Origin of the sequence: Actinophytocola sp., from assembly GCF_050699935.1 — a bacterium.
Taxonomy (GTDB): domain Bacteria; phylum Actinomycetota; class Actinomycetes; order Mycobacteriales; family Pseudonocardiaceae; genus Actinophytocola.
Map to the genome: position 1 here is coordinate 1 of NZ_JBOHGB010000022.1, position 20,229 is coordinate 20,229.

A 20,229-nucleotide genomic window follows, 5' to 3' on the forward strand; every position below is an offset into this window, starting at 1 on the left:
GCCGAGATCATCGAATCGTTGCCCGGCATCGGCCCGATCCTGGGCGCGGAGCCGGTCGTCGCGGCCGGTGACCTGGCCGCCTACACCGACGCCGGCCATCTCGCCTCGGCCGCCGGACTCGTCCCAGTGCCACGCGACTCCGGCCGCCGCACCGGCAACCCGCACCGCCCCAAACGCTACAGCCGCCGCCTGCGCCGGGTGTTCTACCTCTCCGCGCAGACCAGCATCATCCGCGAAGGCCCCAACCGCGACTTCTACCTCAAAAAACGCGGACAAGGACTCAAACACGTCCAAGCCGTCATCGCCCTCGCCCGCCGCCGAGTCGACGTGCTGAGGGCACAGCTGCGTGACAACCGGCGCTTCACCCCCGTTCTGCCGGTCACGCACGCGGCTTGACTTGATCATTGAGACTCCTCGGAGATCAGTCGGAGATCAGTCAGAGATCAGGCCGGTCGAAGTCGGTCTCGCGGTACTCGCCCGCCGGCCGGCTGCCCGCGTGCCGCTCCTCCGCCGTCCGCAGCTCGACCCGCCGGATCTTCCCGCTGATCGTCTTCGGCAGCTCGGCGAACTGCAGGCGGCGTACCCGCTTGTACGGGGCGAGCCGGCTGCGGCAGTGGGCGAAGATGTCCGCGGCGGTGGCCTCGTCGGCCTTCGCGCCGGCGACGAGGACCACGAACGCCTTGGGCACCGACAGGCGCAGCTCGTCCGGGGCCGGCACGACCGCGGCCTCGGCCACGGCCGGGTGCGCGACCAGGACGCTCTCCAGCTCGAACGGGCTGATCCGGTAGTCGCTGGACTTGAACACGTCGTCGGTGCGGCCGACGTAGGTGACGTAGCCGTCGCCGTCGCGCGAGGCGATGTCGCCGGTGTGGTAGCGCCCGCCGGCGAAGGCCGCGGACATCCGCTCGGCGTCGCCCTGGTAGCCGGTCATCAGCCCGACCGGCCGCTCCGGCTCGCAGTCCACGCACACCTCACCCTCGTCGCCCGGCTCGCCACTCACCGGATCGACCAGCGTGATCGCGAAGCCCGGCATGGGCCTGCCCATCGAGCCCAGCTTGAGCGGCTGGCGCGGCGAGTTGCCGATCTGCAGCGTGGTCTCCGTCTGGCCGAAACCGTCGCGGATGGTCAGACCCCACGCACGCTCGACGGTCTCGATCACCTCCGGGTTGAGCGGCTCACCGGCGCCGACCAGCTCGCGCAGCGACAGCGAGTCCTTGCGCTCCTTGAGATCCTGCTGGATGAGCATCCGCCACACGGTCGGCGGCGCGCAGAACGTGGTGACCCGGGTGGACGCGAGGACGTCCAGCATCGCGCCGGCGTCGAACCGCGCGTAGTTGTAGACGCACACCGTCGCACCGGCCAGCCACGGGGCGAACACGCACGACCAGGCGTGCTTGGCCCATCCCGGGCTGGACACGTTGAGGTGGACGTCGCCCGGCCGCAGCCCGATCCAGTACATCGTGGACAGATGGCCGATCGGGTAGCTGCTGTGCGTGTGCTCCACCAGCTTGGGCAGCGCGGTGGTGCCGGAGGTGAAGTAGAGCAGCAGCGGGTCGGCGGCACGGGTGTCCGCCGGATCCCGCAGCTCCGTGGGGAACGCGGCCGCGCCGCCGTATTCGCGCCAGCCGTCGATCGGCTCGCCGACGGCGACCCGCACGTAGTCTCCCGGCACGTCGGCGAACTTCGCGGTGTTGCCCGAGCCGGCCACCACCGCGCCGACGTCGCCGCGATCCACCCGGTCGCGCAGGTCGTCCGGAGCGAGCAGCGTCGTGGCCGGAATGATCACCGCGCCGAGCTTCATCGCGGCCAGCGTGGTCTCCCACAGCTCGACCTGGTTGCCGAGCAGCAGGAGGATCCGCGTGCCCCTGCCGACGCCGGCATGGCGCAGGAACCCCGCGACCTGGTTGGACCGGCGGGACAGCTCGCCGAACGTGTACGCGGCCGTGGTGCGGTCCTCCTCGACGAGCACCAGGCCGGGCTGGTCGGGGCGCTCGGCCGCGAGCACGGCGTCGAACCAGTCGACGGCGAAGTTGAACCGTTCCGGCCGGGGCCACCGGAAACCCGCGCGGGCGGCGTCGTAGTCGGTGCGGACGGTGAGCAGGTAGTCGCGGGCGGCCCGCAGTTCCTCGGTCGCGCTCATAGCGAGTACACGTACTTCTCGGGGTTCTCGGCGTAGTCGGCGTAGTCGCCGGCCGTCGAGATGCCGGGAATGGACGGAATCCAGGACTCGGTCAGCATCAGGTCCGGGTCGGCGTAGTGGCTCGCGATCTCCCGGACCTCCGGGTCGTCCAGGGCCGTCAGCCGGCCGTTCTCGATGAGCGTGATCTTCTCGCCGTCCACCGTCTCGATCTCGAACGTGGGGAACAGCAGGTGCACGTGCAGGTGCCCGTAGGTCATGTTCCGCTCGGCGGCCCAGTACTCCTCCTCGCCGTTCCACCGGGTCCCGATCCCGATGTGGATCACGCCGGAGCGGCGGCGCTCCCACTCGAAGCCACCCGAGGAGATCAGGTGCACGTCGTCCGGACGCCGGATCCACGGGAGGGTGCCGATGGCCGCTTCCCACATCCAGAACAGGCCCTTGCGCGGGAACGCCGGGTACTGGTTGTTCTTGGTCTCCTCCAGCAACTCCCCCCAACGGCGCCCGTACTCCCCGCCGCCCTCGACCCGTTCGAGCCGCCCGCCGTCGATGTGCAGCCGAATGCTGGGGAACGGCCGGCCGGCATGGGAGGTGGTACCGCCGACGACGCCGGTGCAGTCCTCCTGGGACACCAGCGGCGCCGGCGGGTGACCGTGCAGGTGCCCGTAGTGGCGGACCGGGTTCTCCACGAAACCCCGCCGGTTCCCGTGGTAGTACTCCTCGTGGAGGGTCCAGGTGAGATTGGTGCCCTCCGGGTCCGTCAGCCGCACCGTGCCGCCCCGGCCGCGACGCCAGATACCGTCCCAGGTCTTCATGTTGATCGCACGGTTGAGGTCCTGCGGGAAGATCCCCGCACCCGAGGTGAGGTGCTCCAGCTTCAGGAAGGGCAGCTGCTCGTAGCCGAACCTGGTCTCCCGGGTGCCGCCGCCCTTGCGGTGGATCAACAGGTCGTACCGGTCGGCCGCCAGGTCCTCGATCCAGGGCACCCCGTCCCAGCGGCGCGGGTGCTCGCTGTAGGGCCGGTCGCGGATGATCCAGTCGATCTCCTCCAGCGGCGTGTACTCGCGGTCGCTCCCGGAGTCCAGGGTCAGGATGTCGACCGTGGCGCCCTTCTCCCGGAGCGCCGTCGCGACCGCGTCGGCGACCTCCGGGTCATAGCCACGGTCGATCCCGATGAGCACGTTCTGTCCCGGTTGGACACCGCCGTACCCCACCCAGCCCACGTGGGGCGACCGCAACTGCCGCATCTCGGCGAGCACGTCGGCCACCTCGTCCGGTGTCCACACGCACCCGCGCTCGACCCCCCTGCGCAGGACGTCCGGGTCCACGTACAACGACGCGTCGGTCAGGGCCTCGTGGTTGTGGTCGATACACATGCGCAGGCTGCTCGCTTCCTGGACCTATGGTCTAACCATTAGTGAACAGACAAGCAAGTTGTTCCAGTCATGTCAAGACCAGATGTCACGGTTGCCCGCCGGCATCCACGGCCATACAGGCTAATGGTCTAACCTGATTCCGTTCAGATCCGCTGCCGGGTCAGCGCAGCCGTTCGACCTGTTGCGCCAGGCCGTCCTTGATCATCCGCGCGTACCCGTCGTCGCCGAGCGCGCCGATCGTGGCCTGCGCCCGCCGAAGGTGCTCACGAGCACGGCCGAGGTCGCCCAGCTTGCGGTAGCACTCGCTCAGGTTCAGGTGCAACGACGGGTACAAGCCGGCCACCGGAAGCGTCACCCCGGCCTGCGCCACCCGCGCATCGGTGAGCAGGTCGGCGGCCGCCAGCGCCCGCCGGTCCCAGACCAGCTCCTCGTGCACGTCGTCCTGCACATCGGCCATCGCGTGCGCGAGCGTGCAACGGTGCAGGGGGTCCCCTTGCTCGGCGCCGGTCTCGTCCCAGATCTCCGCGAACAGGAGACGAGCGGCCTCCCGCTGCCCTGGTGGTGGCGCCGCACCGCCTCGCCGATCCGGATGATCGTCGGGTCCGTGATCATCGGCGATTCCTTCCCGGCCCCCTCTCGCGACTGTTGTACTCCAATGCCACACCGATCCAGAAGTCGAAGTCGCCTCGATCCGCGACGGCCTCCTCGCCGACCGCGATCCAGCCCTTTCCCATCACTCTGCCGGCACCCATCTCCGCCGGCCGTGCTCCCGCGGCCGTGAGCAACTCGTCGTCCCGTTCCGGATCGGCGCGTACCAGCAGCGCGCCATCGGGCATCAGGCTCACCACGAGTCTGTCGTTCACCATGAACGACAGGCCGCCGAACATCTTCACCTCACGTACCGACGGCTGGGCCGCCAGCGCCTCTCGGACGCGATCCGCGAGATCTCTGTGACGCGCCACCGCCAACGTCCCTTCTCCAATCCGATCAAGGTCAATCCGATCAAGCCTGTGGCGGGGCGAAGGAGAGGCGATCGAAGACCAGCAGGTTCTCCACGATCTGCCCGTCACGGATGGTGAGGTGTTCGGCGGCGGGAGCGGTGCCGGTGACGTCGGTGTGCGGGTAGTAGCACAGCAGCGCCTGCTCCTGGTCGCCGAATGCCGCGACATCCGTCGAACCAGTGAAGACCCGGAGGAAGCCGCCCAGGAAGTCGCGGTAAGCGTCCTTCCCGGTGAGGTCCTCGCCCGGCGTCCGCCAGAAGACGTCATCGGCCACGTACGCCATGGCGCCGTCGAGGTCTCCGCTGGTCCATGCCCGGTGGTACGCCAGGGCAGTCCGCAGGGCCGGGCCGTTGTGGTCGTCGCTCATGTCGATCCCTCCTCGTCGTACACCCTTCACCTGGTTAGACACCGGCGCGCGACGAAACGGAACGGTCCCGTGGACGCGGTCGGACCGCCCTGAGACGATGCCCCGGTGACCAGGGCCATCGTCGATCGGGCGAGCTTCGATCGGGCACGTGCGGGAGACGAGCAGGCGTTTCGCGAGCTCACCGACCCCTACCGGGGCGAACTGCGGTTGCACTGCTACCGGATCCTCGGATCGCTGACCGACGCCGAGGACACGCTGCAGGAGACGCTGCTCGCGGCCTGGCGCGGCCTGCCCGGCGTCACCAGCCCAGGATCCCTGCGGGCGTGGCTGTATCGCATCGCCACCACCCGCTGCCTCAACGGGCTGCGCGCCGCCAGACGTCGACGGCCGCCCGAGCCGGTCCCGCCGTTCGATCCGCCGTTGCCCAGTCGCCGTTCGGACACCACGTGGCTGCAGCCATACCCCGACATCCTGCTCACGGATCTGGCCGAGACCGCGCCCGGACCCGAGGAGCGCTACGAAGCCAAGGAGACCGTTCAGCTCGCGTTCGTCGCCGCCCTGCAACACCTCCCACCACGGCAGGCGGCGGCGTTGGTGCTCCGCGACGTGCTCGGCTATACCCTTGCCGAGGTCGCGGCCATGCTGGAGACCACCAACACCGCCGCCAAGGGCGCACTGCAGCGCGCCCGGGCGACGCTCGACCGGCACCGCCACACCGTCCATGAGGAACACCCGCCGGCCCTCGCACCGGAGCACGACCTGAGTCAGCGCTTCGCCGAAGCACTCACCGGCGACGACATCGACGGCGTCGTCGCCCTGCTCACCGACCGCGCATGGCTGGCGATGCCGCCGGCACCACACGAGTACCACGGCGCCGAGGCGATCGCCGCCTTCCTCCGCGCCAGTGCCGCGTGGCGCGGAGGCCGCCACCTCCGCCTGGTGCCCACGCACGCCAACAGACAGCCGGCGTTCGGCTGCTACATCACCCGGTCCGGCGAGGACACCGCGGACGCCGCCGGCATCATCGTTCTCACCCTCGCCAAAGGCCGCATCCGCGGCATGACCCGCTTCCTCGACACCGGTCTGCACCCCCCACTTCGGGCTCCCCGAGACGCTATCCGCCCTGGAAGCCAGTTAGGGCGTGTCTCCCAGAGCCACGCGGTGTCCTGTCTCATCGAAGGCGGCACAGTCTCACTGAATCTGGCGAGATTCAACGACATCTGGGGTCTCGGTGAACAGCACGCGCCACTATGGTGGACCGGTGGCGTCGGTCAAGCAGTTCCAAGTCGCCTTCGACTGCGCAGAACCTGAGCGCGTCGCTCGTTTCTGGTGCGAGGTGTTGGGGTACGTCGTACCGCCGCCACCGGAGGGGTTTGCTACTTGGGACGATTTCGATCGCTCGCTGCCGCCTGAGCATCAGGGTTCAGCGTTCGTCTGCATTGATCCCTCAGGTGTGGGCCCGCGACTGTTCTTCCAGCGCGTTCCCGAAGGCAAGATCGTCAAGAATCGGCTGCATCTTGACGTGCGGGTCGGCACCGGGCTCGTGGGTGAAGAGCGCCTCGCCACACTCGAGGCCGAGTGCACACGACTGGTCGCGCTCGGCGCGGTACGCGTGCGACTACTGCCTGCCGATGGCGACGACGAGTCGTGCATCGTGATGCAGGACATCGAGGGCAACGAGTTCTGTCTCGACTGAGGGGCCGCGAACGTGTCCTCGTTCTGTCCCATGGGCCAGGACGAAGACCCGCCCCCGACCTGTCAGGCGCTGTGGCGCGGACCGCCGGATCAGGCGCCCGGGACGGGCGAACCGTCCGGCCGGTTCGACACGCGCGCGGGGCATCGTGAGGTGACCAGCTATGAGCAGGAGTCGGGCTGCGTCCGGGGAGATCGCTGCGGATCCGTGTTGTTGACCAGCCAGTCTCAGGCACCGCCGCGAGCTCGCTGAATTTCAAGGCTCGGGATGACTCCGCGCTCGGCCGGTTTGAGCGGAGGTGGCCCGGCTGCGGGCTCTGAGCGCCACTGACGCCGACGTCGGCCAGGACGATGTGCCATGGATGTGCCTCGTCGACTTTGAGGGCAACGAGTTCTGCGTCCTCACCCCGGGCTGACGCAGAGCCTCGGCTCCTACGCGCGTCCAGGCGATGCAGGCGCAGAGGATGTAGGCAGCGCGGTAGGTGATGGCGAGCTCGTCGTAGCGGGTTGCCAGTCCTCGCCACTGCTTGGCGAGGTTGAAGTGTGCCGCTCGACGACGTTGAGGCCTCTGTAGGTGTCGGCATCCAGGTGCGGGGGTCGCCCGCCAGCGGAGCCTTTGCCTCGGCGGGCGGCGAGCTCGTCCTTCTTCTGCGGGATCACAGCCTTGATGCCGCGCCGGGCGAGCATCCGGCGGGTCACGCCGGACGAGTAGGCGCGATCGGCGACCACGGCTGCCAGCGGCCACTCGTGCCCGTCCACCCGCGGCATGGATCTTGGTCGTCAGCCCGCCACAGGAGCGTCCGATGCCATGACCCGCGGGTTCGCGTTCACCCCCGAGCGGGCTGTCCAATCGATCTTGCCCTCGGCGTTCGCCCGCGCGAGCAGCGCCTGACGGACCCGGTCCCAGGTGCCGTCCTGTGCGTAGCGGCGGTGCCGCTTCCAAACCCGTCTTCCACGACCCGAACTCCTCGCGCGGCAGGTCCCGCCACGGGATCCGGTCCGGTACCGGTAGACGATTCCCTCACCCCGCGATCACGCAGCGCGCCTCACCGCGCATATGGGAGACACGCCGTCTAGTCAGGCACGGGTGGGCTCCATGGTGGCGAGCAGGGCTTCGAGCTCGGACTGGGTGGTGCCGGGTGGCGGCTCGGCCGTCGGTGCGGCGGCGAGATTGGCCAGCAGGGCCTCGGTCTGGCCGTGCGCGGGCGGCAGGTGCGAGCTGAGGATGGACGTGGGCTCGAGCCTGCGCAGCCCGTCCAAGGTACGCGCGAAGATCTCCTGGTCGACGCTGGTGATTCGGGCTGACGCCGGCGGTGCGCATAGATCGTCAGCTCGCCGGTGGCCATGTTCGCCCGCCCGGTGTGCACGACGGTCGTGCGGTTGAGCTCCGCCAGCTTCGGCGCACCGGTCTCGAAGGTGGCGAACACCTCGACCGTGAACGGCGCGTCCGGCCACGCGAAGTCCGGGGACAGGAGGACCTCCGGCGAGGGCATCGGCATGCCGGCGGGCGGCAGCACGTACCCCGTGATGGTCACCGCGACGGTGGCGCCGTCATGCACGAGGACCTCGTGCCCGTCGACCACCCCGACGCCGTCGGCGCGAATCCGGAAGTAGTCCACGCCGGTCACCGTGGCGCCGGTCAGCACTCCTTCCGCGATGTGCCCGGCGAACTCGTTGTCCATCCGGATGCCGTCGGGCGTCAACCCGATCGGCCCCAGCTTCGTGAACTTGGCGTCCAGCCGGTAGTAGAGATCGTTGTCGGTCACGTCGAAACCTTCCTCGGGTCGTGTTCGGAACGTGCGACACCGAGCGTGCGGCAACGGCGCCCACCCGTCGGGCGGGGCGCACACCCAGATAGCCGCATACCTCACCCAGTTAGCGGCGCCGACAACCTCGCTCTGAAACACCCGCTGGCCGCCGACGACACCTGCAGTGGGAGGTCGCCGTGGTCACGATGCGCCCGTCAGCCGTTCCAGAACCGCCACGCCGAACGGCATTCGGATCGCCCGCTCTGATCGACGTCCTCGAACGCATCGGGCGCTGGCGCCGGTTGCGCCGCTTCGGTGGCCAGGCGTCGCTGGCCAACGCCGATCCGGCGACAGACGTGTCGCCGCGGGCAATCACGGCGGGCATGCCGACTCATCCACCCAAGAGCGTTGACGTGGCCGAACTCCACGGGCCAGACCTGATGGGAGACATCACGCTGCCGGCTGCCGTGGAGAAGACCAACGGGTGGGCGGTCGCGCTCTCGCGGGCACTCGGCAGTGGGAAGTCGGCGCCGAGGATCCGCGGTGTCATCCGTACGGCCATCGGGTTCGTCACAACGGAGTCCGGCGCGCGGCTGGCCATGATCTTCTACGTGCGCCCGCTGGCGTTGCCGCAGGCCGCGCCGATGAGCGTGGAGGTCGACGGCACCGAGTTCCCGGTCGTCCTGCGCCGGCTGCCCAAGACAACCGACAGCTATGGGGCACTTCCGTTCCGGAACGGGATTCTGACGAGCCGGGCCCGCGTCGATGGCCGGTGGGGAGTGCTCACCGCGGCACACGTCGCCGCCGACGACGGCGACGAGTTCTCCCTCAAGAGGGGTGACCGGGTCACCTGCTGCTTCGCGAGCGCGGAGCGGCCCGTCACCCGGACCGTGCTCGACGCCGATCCGATCATGGACGCCGCGCTGGTGGAGGACGAGCCGCCCAGTCCGGCACCAAGGACGGTCAAGGCGTACCCGTTCTGCGGGTTCGTCCCGGTCCGCATCCACCCGGACCATGGCCTCGGTCGGCCGTACGGCATGTTCGTCGGCGCGAATGGCTACAAGACCGGCCCACGCGGCCGGGTTCACATGTTCCGTCAGCTCGAGATCGTGTGGGGCCTCGAACTGGCCGGCGAGCAGAAGAGGAGTCTCCTGTGACAACGACCCCGGCAAGGCGCGACGACATCGCCTTCATCAGCGCGAAGGAGGCGCTCGCCCCCGGCCAGGCCGCCGACTTCGGGGCCGTCCGGGACTTCTTCACCAGAAAGCGGGAAGAGGTCAACCAGGACTGGCAGCGGATGGCCGACCAGCTCACCGAGATGGTGAGCGGCCTGACGATCGCCGCGGGAAATCTCTCGGTACAGGAGGTCGAATTCCAGCTCGGCTTCAGCGCCAGCGGCAAGCTGGGCTTCATCGCCGAGGCCGGCGTCACCGGTTCGGTCACCGTGAGGTTCGCCAGAGCCGACGGCGACGAACTCGTTCAGCAGCACGAATGAGCCTGCCTGCCGTCCACCGCGGGGCCGTGGTGGGCGGTCACGGGGTCGTGGGGCCGGTTTCCTCGCGTAACAAGCGTTCCCGGACGCCGAGCAGCGTCCACCAGTCCTCGCCCAGGCACACCGGTCAGCAGCCGACCCGCACCCCTACGTTGCGGTACTCGTCGATACCGTTGCGATACGCGCGGAAACCGACCACACAGTCCTCCTGCGAGGCATACGGGATCGTCCTGGCGAAGAGCGGGAACGCGACCGGATCTTCGACCGTGAGACCGGATGCCTCCTGGAGCAGCTTGGTCCGCTCCTCGCCCGGCTCGAGCGCGGCGATCTTGTCGAGCACGGGCTGCAGCCCTTCCGATTCGACTCCACCGGGATGAAACACCCCGTCGGGGCCGAACACGAACGCCAGGGACTCGAGCGGGTCCGGTCCGCCACTGCGGTTGCCCGCCATGACGTCACAGCAGTCCTCGACGGTGAAGCGGTCGAACCTGGTCGGCTCGATCGGTTCGAGTTTGACCTCGATGCCGACGTCCTTGAGCTGGCTCTGCACGATCTCCATGACCTGGATCTCTTCTGGCCGGTTGAAGACGAGGAAGGTCAACGGCGGCACCGTGACGCCCGCCGACGCCAGCAGCGATCGTGCCTTCTCCGGGTCGTACTCGTAGAATTCGGGCCCATACTTCGGGTTGTACGGGAAGTAGCCCTCCGGGTAGATCTGCACCGTCGGCTTACCGATTCCAAAGAGGACCGAATCGACGATCGCCTTGCGGTCGATCGCGTAGTTGATCGCCTGCCGGACCTGTTTGTTCTCGAGCGCAGTGCCGGGCTTGACGCGGGTGAACATCGTGTAGACCTGAATCGTGTCGAACGGCTCGACCGTGAGACCGGCCGCCTCCGCGTCCTTGACCTGTCCGACATCGAGGAAGGTGAGGTCCACCTGCCCCGACCGTAGTGCGTTCAGGCGCGTCGAGGAATCGGGGACGTTCTGCAGCACCAGCGTGGCGAGCTTCACCGCATCCTGGTCCCAGTAGCCGTCGAACCGCTCGTACACCGCCCGCTCGCCCGGCTGGAACTCGGCAAGGGTGAACATGCCGGCGCCAACGGGCTTCGTCTCCAGATCCGGACTCTTCAGCGACGCCGGGCTCATCATCATGCCCAGTGTGCTCGCGAGGCTGAAGATGATCCGCCGGTTGGGTTCGGTGAGGTTGATCCGGACCAGCGTCGGCTCGACCGGCTCGACCGATTCGATGACGCTGGCCACCGGGTCGGCCTGAGCTTCGACGCCGACGAGCGACTTCGTTCGTTCCAGATTGGCCTTGACGGCCTGCGCGTCGAGTGCGCTGCCGTCGTGGAACTCGACGCCCTCACGCAGGCGCAGCTCCAGCACGTTGTCCTCCGGGTAGTCCCACGACTCCGCCAGCCCCGGCTCGATCTCGCCGTCGACGTTCAGGTGCAGCAGCCGGTCGAAGACCGGGTACAGCCATCGCACGGCACGACCGGTCGTGTTCTTCGTGGGATCGAAGGACTCGATGCTGGCGTTGTCGAAGAAGATCAGCTCGCCGTTCGGGTCTACTTCCTTAGACGAGCTCGAATCACCGGAGTCGCTGCCGCTGGAACAGGCGACGATCGTTGTCAACACGAGGATCGAGAGTGCTGCCGGCAGTCGTTGTACGCGCATGCTCTCAGTCACCGACCGAACTTTCCGACGGGTTAGTAAGCTACGTCCTACACCTACGGCCGCCCGAGGGTCAAGCATGGTGACCAAGCCGTACCCAACCGATACGCATGCGGCGCGAACGTTGACCGGACACAAGAGAGGATGATTTACTTTCAGCAAGGTAAGTATGATCGACATTGCTGCTCGGTCGGCTGCTGGCTGAGAGGTGGCGCGGGCGTGTACTTCGGTGTGCAGTGGAGCTTCCGCAGTCCCCCCGGCTGGGGCCGCCCACATCCGGAGGTCTACCGCGACATCCTCGAGGAAGTTCGGCACGCGGAGCTACTCGGCTTCGAGTCGGCGTGGGTTACCGAGCACCACTTCCTGAACGACGGACACCTGCCGTCGGTGATGCCCGCGCTGGGCGCCTTCGCGGCTCTGACGAACCGAATGCGGATCGGCGCCTACGTCATGCTGATGCCCTTCCACAATCCCGTCCGTGTCGCGGAGGACGCCGCCGTGGTGGACCAACTGTCCGGCGGGCGGTTGGAACTCGCGGTCGGCACGGGCTACCGACCCGAGGAGTTCGCCGGGTTCGGCATCGACCGTTCGCGCAGAGGGCAGCTCCAGGCCGAGGGAGTCGAGATCATGCTGCGCGCGTGGGCCGACGCACCGCTGTCGTTTCACGGGCGTCACTTCGATTTCGACGACGTCGACGTCATGCCCAAGCCGGTCCAGCGCCCCTCGATCCCGGTATACCTCGGGGGCATGAGTCTTCCCGTGCTACGTCGTGCGGCCCGGCTTCCGGTCGCCGGTCTCGCCGGTCGACCACCCGAGGAGTTGCTGAGTGAGTACACCGCGGCACTCGCCGAGCACGGGCGCCGGCCGGCGGATCTCAAGCACATGACGTCCCGCTTCGTCTGGGTCGACCGGTCGCACGAGCGGGCATGGAAGGTCGCCGGGCCGGCGGCGGACTGGATCATCAGCCACTACGGCAAGTGGTTCAAGTCGGTGGGCTTGCGGAAGTGGCAGCGATCCGTCGAAGAGGAGTGCATCATCGGGACACCGGAGTACGTGATCGAGCGGCTGCGGGGATTCATCGACGAGGCGCCGCACGCACCGCTGCATCGCCTGATCATTCACCCGCCACTGCTCGGCCTCGACCACGCCGAGAGCATGCGGATGCTGGAGACCTTCACCGAGGACGTGGCGCCGCACTTCCAGGGTTCTGCCGTGATCGAGGGGAGTGCGCATGGGTGACTACCAAACCGTCGAGTACGAGGTCGACGACCACGTCGCGACCATCTGGCTCAACCGTCCGGAGAAGCGCAACGCGCTCAACCGCGCGCTGTTCGACGAGCTCGCCGACGCGGCCGCGCGGGCCGAGGCCGACCCGGAGGTGCGAGCCGTGCTCCTCCGCGGCCGGGGCAAGACGTTCTGCGCGGGCGGTGACCTGTCCATGCTGCGGGACGAGGGCACGACCGTGCCCACCTCCCTGTCGGTGGCCAGGAGGGCGGCGCGCACCTTCGCCGCGTTCTACGAGATGGGAAAGCCCACGGTCGCGGTGGTGCACGGCCACGCGGTCGCCGGTGGCTTCGAGCTCATGATCAGCACCGACTTCGTGGTCAGCACCACGGACGCGAGGATCGGCGACTTCCACATCACCCGGGCGCTGTTCGGTGGGGGCGGGCCGATCTACCGGCTGCCACGGCTGGTCGGCATGCGCAGGGCGAAGGAACTCGTGCTGACCGGTCGGACGCTGTCCGGTGTGGAGGCCGAACGGATCAACCTGGTCAACGCCGTCGCGGCGCCCGAGGACCTGGACGCCGCGGTGAAGGACTTCGTCGCGCCGCTGGTCGCGCTCAGTCCGATCGCGATGTCGATCACGAAGATGGCGCTGAACCGCGGCCTGGACGGCGACACCCAGACGCTGATGACCATGGAGCACCTCGCGTGCTCGCTGCTGCACCAGACCGACGACTGCCGGGAAGGGATCGAAGCGTTCCTGGACCGACGCGATCCGGTGTGGCTCGGTACCTGACATCCGCGGAGTGACTGCCATGGACAACGTCGTCACGACCGAGCGAAGGGCCGAGCTCGAGTCAGCCGGCCTGTGGACCACCGACACGCTCGCCGGGAAGCTGGTCGAGCACGCGACCAGAGCGCCCTCGTCGCCGGCCGTCATCGACGGCACGGACGGCCGCGAGGTGTCCTACGGCGAGCTGTTGCGGGATGTCCGCGCGCTCGCCCACTACCTGTCCGAACACGGCATCTCAAGTGGAGACACGGTGTCGGTGCAGCTGCCGAACCGCTACGAGGCAGTGGTCGTCGACCTCGCGGTGCTGATGGTCGGCGGCGTGCTGAACCCGCTGCTGCCGAACTACCGCGCGAAGGAGCTTCGGCACATCCTGCGGGTCGCCCGGTCGCGTGGCATCGTCACCACGACGACATACCGGAGGTTCGACTTCGTGGAGATGGTGCGAGGGTTGCGACCCGAGCTGCCCGAGCTCGATCTGCACGTTGTCGTCGGCGAGGTCGTCGGCGAGTCGGCGGACCTGCCGTCGACCGACACCATCCTCCGGGCCGGCGGCGGCGAGGACCTCCGGCCGGTCAGACCGGCGAACGCGGTTTCGGAGATCATCTTCACCTCTGGCACCGAGGCGGCACCGAAGGCCGTGATGCACACCGAGCAGACGGCGAACTTCGGCGTGCGCAACGCTTACGAGTGGCTGCGCATGGGTGCCGACGACTGCGTGTGGATGCCCTCCCCCGTCGGGCACTCCACCGGGCTCAACTACGGGATCCGCTTCGCGGTGTTCCACGGCCTGCCGCTGGTTCTGCAGGACATCTGGGACGCCCGGCGCGCGGTGGAGCTCATCGCCCGCTTCGGCTGCACGTACACGCTCGCGGCCACGACGTTCCTGGCCGATCTGGTGCGTGCGTCGGCCGAGGGCACGGCGGACCTGAAGACGATGCGCGCCTTCTCGTGCGGCGGTTCGCCCGTTCCCCCCGAACTGGTCAGGGCGGCGGCCGCCCGTGGCATCGGCGTGCTCCGGCTGTACGGGTCGACGGAGCTGCTCGGTGTCACGTGGGCGCCGCCCGACGTACCGGACGGCAAGCGGGAGAACACCGACGGCGCGATCATGCCGCACGTCGAGATCGAGGTGCGCGACGACGCGGGCCGGCCGGTCCCCCGCGGCACGCCCGGCGAGTTGGTCGCCCGCAGTCCGAGCGCGGCGGTCGGATTCTTCGACGACCCCGAGCGGACGGCCGCGACGTTCCTCCCCGGCGGGTGGGTACGCAGCGGCGACCTGGTCGTCCTCGACACCGACGACTACATGACCGTCGTCGGGCGGAAGAAGGAGATCATCATCCGGGGCGGGATCAACATCGCCCCACGCGAGCTCGAGGACGTGCTCGCCACCATGCCCGGCGTCGCGGCGGTCGCGGTCGTCGGGCTGCCGGACGAGCGGCTCGGCGAGATCGCGTGCGCCTGCGTGGTCCCCGACGACGCGGGTTCGGCGACCACCCTCGACGACCTGATCGCGTTCCTCGAGCGGCACGACATCGCCAAGTACAAGTACCCGCAGCGAGTCGAGATCGTGCCGCGGCTGCCGATGACGCCGTCCGGCAAGGTGCAGAAGCACGTGCTGCGGGCGGCGTTCACCCAGGAGTCGGGATGACCGCCCCCGCGGCACGCAGGGCCGCGCGCAACGGCGACTCGCCGCTGCTGCGCATCGAGGACCTGTGCATCGACTTCCGCACTTCGGACGGTTGGGTCCGCGTCGTCGACGACCTGACGCTCGAGGTGCGTCGCGGCGAGACGCTGGGCCTGGTCGGCGAGTCGGGCTCGGGAAAGACGGTCACCGTGCAGTCGGTGCTCGGCCTGCTGAGCATGCGGGGCGGGCGCATCGCCGGCGGCCACGTGTGGTTCGGCGACCGCGATCTGGTGCGGTTGCGGGAGCAGGACCTGCGTGACGTGCGGGGCAACGAGATCGCGATGATCTTCCAGGAGCCGATGACCAGTCTCAACCCGGCGTTCAAGATCGGATCTCAGATCGCCGAGACGGTGATGCGGCACCGGGGCGCCACCCGACGTGCGGCGTGGAACCGTGCCGTCGAGGTGCTGGACATCGTCGGCATACCGGACCCCGCCCGCCGGGTACACGACTACCCGCACATGTTCTCCGGTGGCATGCGGCAGCGGGCCATGATCGCCATGGCACTCGCCTGCGAGCCGAAGCTGCTGCTCGCCGACGAGCCGACCACCGCGCTCGACGTGACCGTGCAGGCTCGCATCATGGAGCTGCTCCGCACGCTGCAAGCACAGTTCGGGATGGCGATCGTGCTGGTCACCCACGACCTGCTGCTCGCCGCGGAGAACTGCGGCAGAGTCGTCGTGATGTACGCCGGCCAGGCGGTGGAACAGTCGCCGAGCGAGGACATCTTCGATCGGCCCCTGCACCCGTACGCGGAGGGGTTGCTCCGCTCGATGCCGCAGGCCGCGGACTCCGAAGGCTGGCTGCGGCCGATCAAGGGCAACGTGCCGTCGCCGTGGGACAAGCCGACCGGATGCCGCTTCCACACCCGCTGCGACTACGTCGACCCGCTCCGCTGCACCACGGACCCGATCCTGCTGACGTCCCATCCGGGCAACCGCGACGTGCGGTGCGTTCGCGCGACCGAGCTGCACCTGCGGAGCCCGCAACACATCGAAACGGGGTCGGACTGATGACCGCCACCCCCGCCGTGTCCGTCCGAGACCTCGGCGTCGAGTTCCGGAACACCAAGCTCGTCGGGCGCGGCTCGAAGATCGCCGCGGTCGACGGCGTGACCTTCGATGTCATGCCCGGCGAAACGCTCGCCCTGGTCGGCGAGTCGGGCTCCGGCAAGTCGACCACCGCGCGGGCGATCCTCGGGCTACTCCCGCGCACGTCCGGCGAGGTCGAGGTGCTCGGCCACCCCGTGCCGTCCACCGGTCGCGTGCCCCGTTCCGTGCGCCGGCACATGCAGATCGTCTTCCAGGACCCGTACTCCTCACTCGACCCGTCCATGCGGGTGCTCGACATCGTGGCCGAGCCGTTGGACGCACACGCGAAGCTGTCCCGGCAGGAGCGGCGCGAGCGCGTCGAGGAGGCGCTGCGCCAGGTGTCGTTGGACCCCGGCTACGCGCCGAGGTATCCGGACCAGTTCTCCGGCGGCCAGCGGCAACGGATCGCGATCGCCCGCGCGATCGTGTCGCGCCCGGCGCTGGTCGTCTGCGACGAGGCCGTCAGCGCGCTCGACGTGTCCACCCAGGGACAGATCCTCAACCTGCTGAAGCGACTGCAGGGCGAGCTCGGTCTGTCGTACCTGTTCATCTCACACGATCTCGGGGTGGTCCGTTCGATCAGTCATCGGACGGCGGTGATGTACCTCGGCCAGATCGTCGAAGTAGGTCCGACCGCACGAGTGTGGCGAGAGCCCGCGCATCCGTACACGGCGGCTCTCCTGTCGGCCATCCCGCGCCCTCGGGCCGAGGGCGGGCTGCCCCGACTGGTACTCGGCGGCGACACGCCCAGCCCCGCCAACCCGCCGCCCGCCTGCCGGTTCCACACTCGCTGCCCGCTGGTCATGGACGTATGCCGGGCCGAGGTGCCGCCGCCATTCCCGGTGCCCGGCGGCGGGTCGAGCACCTGCCACCTGCACGACACGGACGAGCTGCCCTCGTCCGGCTCGGTGCTGCCGCTCGTCGACAAGGTCGCGGCCACGGCCATGGTCGACGAGCCGTGACCACCGTCGACTTGTCCGGACGCACCGCGCTGGTGACCGGCGGCAGCCGCAACGTCGGACGAGGGATCGCGCACACGCTCGCCCGCAGCGGCTGTTCGATAGCGGTGCTCGGCGGCTCCGACGCGTCCGCTCTCGAGGAGACGCTCGCCGAGCTGGACACCCTCGGTGTGCGCTGCGCGGGCGAGCTCGCCGACCTGGCCGATGCCGACGTGCTCGAGGCAGCGGTCCGCCGGCTCCGCGACGCGGTCGGGCCACCCGACATCCTGGTGAACAACGCCGCGATCCGCCCGCACCACGAACTCGAGGCGCTGGCCACCGCGGAGTGGGACACGGTGCTGGCGGTCAACCTCCGGGCGCCGTACCTGCTGTCGCGGTGGCTCATCCCGGAAATGGTCGAGCGGAGCTTCGGCCGGATCATCAACGTGTCCGGGCTGGACGCGTTCTGGGGGGCGCAGGGCAAGGTCCACGTGGTCGCGGCCAAGGCAGGCCTGCTCGGGCTGACCCGCGGCCTCGCGGTCGAGTGCGGTGGCTCCGGGGTCACGGTCAACGCGATCGTGCCAGGGGTGATCGACACGGACAGGAGCGGCGCGCCCGAACCGGTTCGGCGCCGCCTCGATCGGATCGTCGACCGCGTCCCTCTCGGCCGGATGGGAACCGTGGACGAGGTCGCGAACGTGTGCCTGTTCCTCGCCTCCGACCTGTCGTCCTACGTCACCGGCGAGTCGATCGCGGTCAGCGGCGGTGCGTTCCCGGCTCTTCGGCCACCGATCGAAAGTTGAGGACGTGCTCGTGACCGGACATCACCTCGGCGCTTCGGCTCTGGACCCGCGCGGACGACCCGAACGGGCGATCTCCACCGTGCTCTCCCCCGGCTCCGTCGTCGTGGTCGGTGCGTCGGACGACAAGCCCGGCTCGATGCCGGCCGCGCCGGTGCACAACCTGCTCGCCCACGGGTATCCGGGCCGGATCCACGTCGTCAACCCGAACCGCACGCAGGTCGGCGGTATCAAGGCATATCCGACGGTGCGAGACCTCCCCGAGGTGCCCGACACGGCGATCGTCGTGGTCGGAGCGGACCGGGTTCCCGCCGTGCTCCGCGAGCTCGGCGAGCTCGGCGTGGCGAGTGCGACGGTCGTCGCCGCCGGTTTCGGTGAGGCGGCGGCCGGCCCGGGCGGCACGTCGCGATCGGCCGCGCTCGCCGCCGCGATCCAGGACACCGGCATCCGCGTCCTGGGCCCGAACACCACCGGCGTCATCAACACCCTGGACAGCTACGTCCCGCGCGCGTCACGCAATCATCCAGCCACGTTGCGACCCGGATCCTTCGCGATCGTCGGACAGAGCGGCGCCCTCGGCAACGGCGTCTTCAACCGCGCGCTGCGGTACGGGGTCGGCGTCGGATACGTCGTCGCCACCGGCAACCAGCTCGACCTGGACATCTGGGACGTGACCACGCACATCCTCGCCGACGAGCGGGTCACGAGCATCGCCCTGCTGATCGAGTCGCTCACCGAGGCGGGAAAGGTGCGCGCAGTCGCCCGGCTGGCCCGCGAGCGCCGCAAGGCTCTGATCGCCCTGCACCTCGGTGTCTCCGAGCGCGGCATGGCCATCGTGGCCACGCACTCCGGGTCCCTCGCCGGCGCCGCCGACGTCGCTTCGGCGGTGTTCGAGGAGGAAGGGATCATCCAGGTCCGCGAGCTGGACCAGCTGTGGGAGGTCGGCCAGCTGTTTGCGGCGTGGAGCGGTCCCACCGGCCGAACCGACCGGATCGCGGTCATCTCCACGTCGGGTGGAGATGCCGCCCTCGCCGCGGACACCGCGGAACGGACCAGGCTCGAACTGCCGCCGCCGGCCGCCGGCACGGCCAAGCACATCCGGGCCGGCTTCTCCTTCGCGGAACCGAGCAATCCCTTCGACCTCACGGCCGAGTTCATGGGTCGGCCCGGTCAGATCGAGCTGGCCACTCGCACGATGCTCGCCGATCCCAACTACGACGCACTGCTGTTCTCCTCACTGGTGACCGTCGGGCACTACGCCGAGTCGATGTACGCGGAGGTGGCGGCGGCGCTGGCCGACGAGGGCCGGCACCGGGTCGCGGTCGCGCTGCGCTCCGGGCTGGAGACGGCACCCACGGGACTCGACGAGCTCCGTGCCCTCGGTGTGCCGGTCTTCGAGGGCGTCGAGCGGGGGCTGCACGCGATCGCGCACTACGCGGCCCACGCCGCCCGGCCGGCTCGCGAGGTGGCGCCGGTACCGTCCACTCCGGTCGGTGCGCCGGCCATCGCGCCGGTCGGGTCGTACTGGTCGGACCGGATGACTATCGCGCGACTCGAGGTCCCGTTCAACGACGCCCGGCTGGTCCACACCGCCGAGGACGCGGTGCACGCGGCGGCCGTGATCGGCCACCCGGTCGTGCTGAAGTCGAGCCTGCCGGGGTCCGGGCACAAGCTGGCGGTGGGTGGCGTGCGGCTGCTCCTCGCGACGGACGACGACATCCGGGCCGCGGCCGTCGAGCTGCTCGGGTCCGCGGCGGTCGCCCCGGATCCCCGAGCGGGCGTCGGTCTCGTGGTGGAGCGCCAGGTCGCGGGCGTCGCGGAGCTGCTCGTCGGGTTCCACCGCGACCCGACCTTCGGGTCCATCGCGGTGATCGGCCTCGGCGGCACCTGGACCGAGGTGTACCGGGACACCGCCACCATGCGCTGGCCGGCAACACCGGACACGATCGCGGACCGGCTGCACGCGACCCGAATCGGTGCGGCGCTGCGTGGACGGGTGGACATCGTGCCGACGTTCGTCGGGTTGCTCCAGCGGGTGGGCGACTGGTTCGCGGCCACGGACGCGGTCACCTCGGTCGATCTCAATCCGGTGCTCGTATCCGCCGACGGACGCCTGACCGCCGTGGACGCGCGCATCGAGCGCAGACCCGTTCCGGCCTGAGCTTGCCACCATGAGCCCACAGCGGTAACTTACATGTCAGTAAGGAGATCTGG

General features: G+C 69.3%; 20 protein-coding genes. 13 read left to right on the top strand and 7 right to left on the bottom strand.

From position 1 onward, the window contains the following. The coding region (locus ACRDTB_RS10610) for a transposase (RefSeq protein ID WP_431429884.1) at window positions 1–396 on the top strand (396 nt) is incomplete at its 5' end. Window positions 397–436: 40 nt separating this feature from the next. Here the strand turns inward: ACRDTB_RS10610 and ACRDTB_RS10615 are convergent. The 5 genes from ACRDTB_RS10615 to ACRDTB_RS10635 all read right to left on the bottom strand — a co-directional run bounded on the left by ACRDTB_RS10615 (window position 437) and on the right by ACRDTB_RS10635 (window position 4,881). Continuing rightward, on the bottom strand, window positions 437–2,140 hold the full coding sequence (locus ACRDTB_RS10615) for an AMP-binding protein (RefSeq protein ID WP_431429885.1): 1,704 nt from the start codon (window positions 2,138–2,140) through the stop codon (window positions 437–439). Then, on the bottom strand, window positions 2,137–3,513 hold the full coding sequence (locus ACRDTB_RS10620; protein ID WP_431429886.1) for a hypothetical protein: 1,377 nt from the start codon (window positions 3,511–3,513) through the stop codon (window positions 2,137–2,139). Before ACRDTB_RS10620 ends, ACRDTB_RS10615 begins: the two co-directional genes overlap by 4 nt. Before the next feature lie 160 nt (window positions 3,514–3,673). Then, entirely contained in the window at window positions 3,674–3,970 is a 297-nt protein-coding gene (locus ACRDTB_RS10625) for a hypothetical protein (protein ID WP_431429887.1), read from the bottom strand. Between the two features lie 151 nt (window positions 3,971–4,121). Next, window positions 4,122–4,583, bottom strand: coding sequence for a TfoX/Sxy family protein (locus ACRDTB_RS10630; RefSeq protein WP_431429888.1), 462 nt, complete (start codon window positions 4,581–4,583; stop codon window positions 4,122–4,124). Then, window positions 4,516–4,881, bottom strand: a complete 366-nt coding sequence (locus ACRDTB_RS10635) for a nuclear transport factor 2 family protein (RefSeq protein ID WP_431429889.1) — start codon at window positions 4,879–4,881, stop codon at window positions 4,516–4,518. The genes ACRDTB_RS10630 and ACRDTB_RS10635 overlap by 68 nt, the downstream gene beginning before the upstream one ends. Window positions 4,882–4,986: 105 nt before the next feature. Here ACRDTB_RS10635 and ACRDTB_RS10640 point away from each other — a divergent pair, with 105 nt between their 5' ends. The 3 genes from ACRDTB_RS10640 (at window position 4,987) to ACRDTB_RS10650 (ending at window position 6,989) form a co-directional block, all read left to right on the top strand. After that, window positions 4,987–6,192, top strand: a complete 1,206-nt coding sequence (locus ACRDTB_RS10640; protein ID WP_431429890.1) for an RNA polymerase subunit sigma-70 — start codon at window positions 4,987–4,989, stop codon at window positions 6,190–6,192. Next, window positions 6,143–6,577: a VOC family protein gene (locus ACRDTB_RS10645; protein WP_431429891.1), complete on the top strand. Its 435-nt coding sequence runs from the start codon at window positions 6,143–6,145 to the stop codon at window positions 6,575–6,577. Before ACRDTB_RS10640 ends, ACRDTB_RS10645 begins: the two co-directional genes overlap by 50 nt. 295 nt (window positions 6,578–6,872) lie before the next feature. Further along, window positions 6,873–6,989, top strand: a complete 117-nt coding sequence (locus tag ACRDTB_RS10650; RefSeq protein ID WP_431429893.1) for a hypothetical protein — start codon at window positions 6,873–6,875, stop codon at window positions 6,987–6,989. A 657-nt stretch (window positions 6,990–7,646) separates the two neighbouring features. Here the strand turns inward: ACRDTB_RS10650 and ACRDTB_RS10655 are convergent. Next, complete coding sequence (locus ACRDTB_RS10655) at window positions 7,647–8,339, bottom strand: DUF3237 family protein (protein WP_431429894.1); 693 nt, start codon at window positions 8,337–8,339, stop codon at window positions 7,647–7,649. Between the two features lie 395 nt (window positions 8,340–8,734). Here ACRDTB_RS10655 and ACRDTB_RS10660 point away from each other — a divergent pair, with 395 nt between their 5' ends. Together ACRDTB_RS10660 and ACRDTB_RS10665 are read left to right on the top strand one after the other, a co-directional pair. Then, window positions 8,735–9,478, top strand: coding sequence for a hypothetical protein (locus ACRDTB_RS10660; protein ID WP_431429895.1), 744 nt, complete (start codon window positions 8,735–8,737; stop codon window positions 9,476–9,478). Then, a complete protein-coding gene (locus ACRDTB_RS10665) occupies window positions 9,475–9,816 on the top strand; it encodes a Pepco domain-containing protein (RefSeq protein WP_431429896.1) in 342 nt (113 codons plus the stop codon). The genes ACRDTB_RS10660 and ACRDTB_RS10665 overlap by 4 nt, the downstream gene beginning before the upstream one ends. A gap of 124 nt (window positions 9,817–9,940) precedes the next feature. On the opposite strand, the gene ACRDTB_RS10670 is transcribed toward ACRDTB_RS10665, so the two are convergent. Beyond that, window positions 9,941–11,668, bottom strand: coding sequence for an ABC transporter substrate-binding protein (locus tag ACRDTB_RS10670; RefSeq protein ID WP_431429898.1), 1,728 nt, complete (start codon window positions 11,666–11,668; stop codon window positions 9,941–9,943). A gap of 39 nt (window positions 11,669–11,707) precedes the next feature. On the opposite strand from ACRDTB_RS10670, the gene ACRDTB_RS10675 reads away from it, so the two are divergent. From ACRDTB_RS10675 to ACRDTB_RS10705, 7 genes are read left to right on the top strand one after another with little or no spacing between them, the layout of a single operon-like run. Continuing rightward, window positions 11,708–12,727, top strand: a complete 1,020-nt coding sequence (locus ACRDTB_RS10675; protein ID WP_431429900.1) for an LLM class flavin-dependent oxidoreductase — start codon at window positions 11,708–11,710, stop codon at window positions 12,725–12,727. Continuing rightward, on the top strand, window positions 12,720–13,508 hold the full coding sequence (locus tag ACRDTB_RS10680) for an enoyl-CoA hydratase/isomerase family protein (protein ID WP_431429901.1): 789 nt from the start codon (window positions 12,720–12,722) through the stop codon (window positions 13,506–13,508). The genes ACRDTB_RS10675 and ACRDTB_RS10680 overlap by 8 nt, the downstream gene beginning before the upstream one ends. A gap of 19 nt (window positions 13,509–13,527) precedes the next feature. Continuing rightward, window positions 13,528–15,150, top strand: a complete 1,623-nt coding sequence (locus tag ACRDTB_RS10685; protein ID WP_431429903.1) for an AMP-binding protein — start codon at window positions 13,528–13,530, stop codon at window positions 15,148–15,150. Beyond that, window positions 15,147–16,199 (top strand): ABC transporter ATP-binding protein, encoded by a 1,053-nt coding sequence (locus ACRDTB_RS10690; RefSeq protein ID WP_431429904.1) that lies wholly within the window; start codon window positions 15,147–15,149, stop codon window positions 16,197–16,199. Before ACRDTB_RS10685 ends, ACRDTB_RS10690 begins: the two co-directional genes overlap by 4 nt. Next, a complete protein-coding gene (locus ACRDTB_RS10695; protein ID WP_431429906.1) occupies window positions 16,199–17,239 on the top strand; it encodes an ABC transporter ATP-binding protein in 1,041 nt (346 codons plus the stop codon). The genes ACRDTB_RS10690 and ACRDTB_RS10695 overlap by 1 nt, the downstream gene beginning before the upstream one ends. Continuing rightward, a complete protein-coding gene (locus ACRDTB_RS10700; protein ID WP_431429907.1) occupies window positions 17,236–18,018 on the top strand; it encodes an SDR family NAD(P)-dependent oxidoreductase in 783 nt (260 codons plus the stop codon). The genes ACRDTB_RS10695 and ACRDTB_RS10700 overlap by 4 nt, the downstream gene beginning before the upstream one ends. 10 nt (window positions 18,019–18,028) lie before the next feature. Beyond that, window positions 18,029–20,176 (top strand): acetate--CoA ligase family protein, encoded by a 2,148-nt coding sequence (locus ACRDTB_RS10705; RefSeq protein WP_431429908.1) that lies wholly within the window; start codon window positions 18,029–18,031, stop codon window positions 20,174–20,176. Window positions 20,177–20,229 lie beyond the last annotated feature (53 nt).

Coding starts and splice junctions, on each gene's coding strand:
- ACRDTB_RS10680 (WP_431429901.1), top strand. CDS start 12,720: ATGGGTGACTACCAAACCGTCGAGTACGAGGTCGACGACCACGTCGCG.
- ACRDTB_RS10695 (WP_431429906.1), top strand. CDS start 16,199: ATGACCGCCACCCCCGCCGTGTCCGTCCGAGACCTCGGCGTCGAGTTC.
- ACRDTB_RS10625 (WP_431429887.1), bottom strand. CDS start 3,970: ATGGCCGATGTGCAGGACGACGTGCACGAGGAGCTGGTCTGGGACCGG.
- ACRDTB_RS10690 (WP_431429904.1), top strand. CDS start 15,147: ATGACCGCCCCCGCGGCACGCAGGGCCGCGCGCAACGGCGACTCGCCG.
- ACRDTB_RS10620 (WP_431429886.1), bottom strand. CDS start 3,513: ATGTGTATCGACCACAACCACGAGGCCCTGACCGACGCGTCGTTGTAC.
- ACRDTB_RS10670 (WP_431429898.1), bottom strand. CDS start 11,668: ATGTCGATCATACTTACCTTGCTGAAAGTAAATCATCCTCTCTTGTGT.
- ACRDTB_RS10685 (WP_431429903.1), top strand. CDS start 13,528: ATGGACAACGTCGTCACGACCGAGCGAAGGGCCGAGCTCGAGTCAGCC.
- ACRDTB_RS10635 (WP_431429889.1), bottom strand. CDS start 4,881: ATGAGCGACGACCACAACGGCCCGGCCCTGCGGACTGCCCTGGCGTAC.
- ACRDTB_RS10615 (WP_431429885.1), bottom strand. CDS start 2,140: ATGAGCGCGACCGAGGAACTGCGGGCCGCCCGCGACTACCTGCTCACC.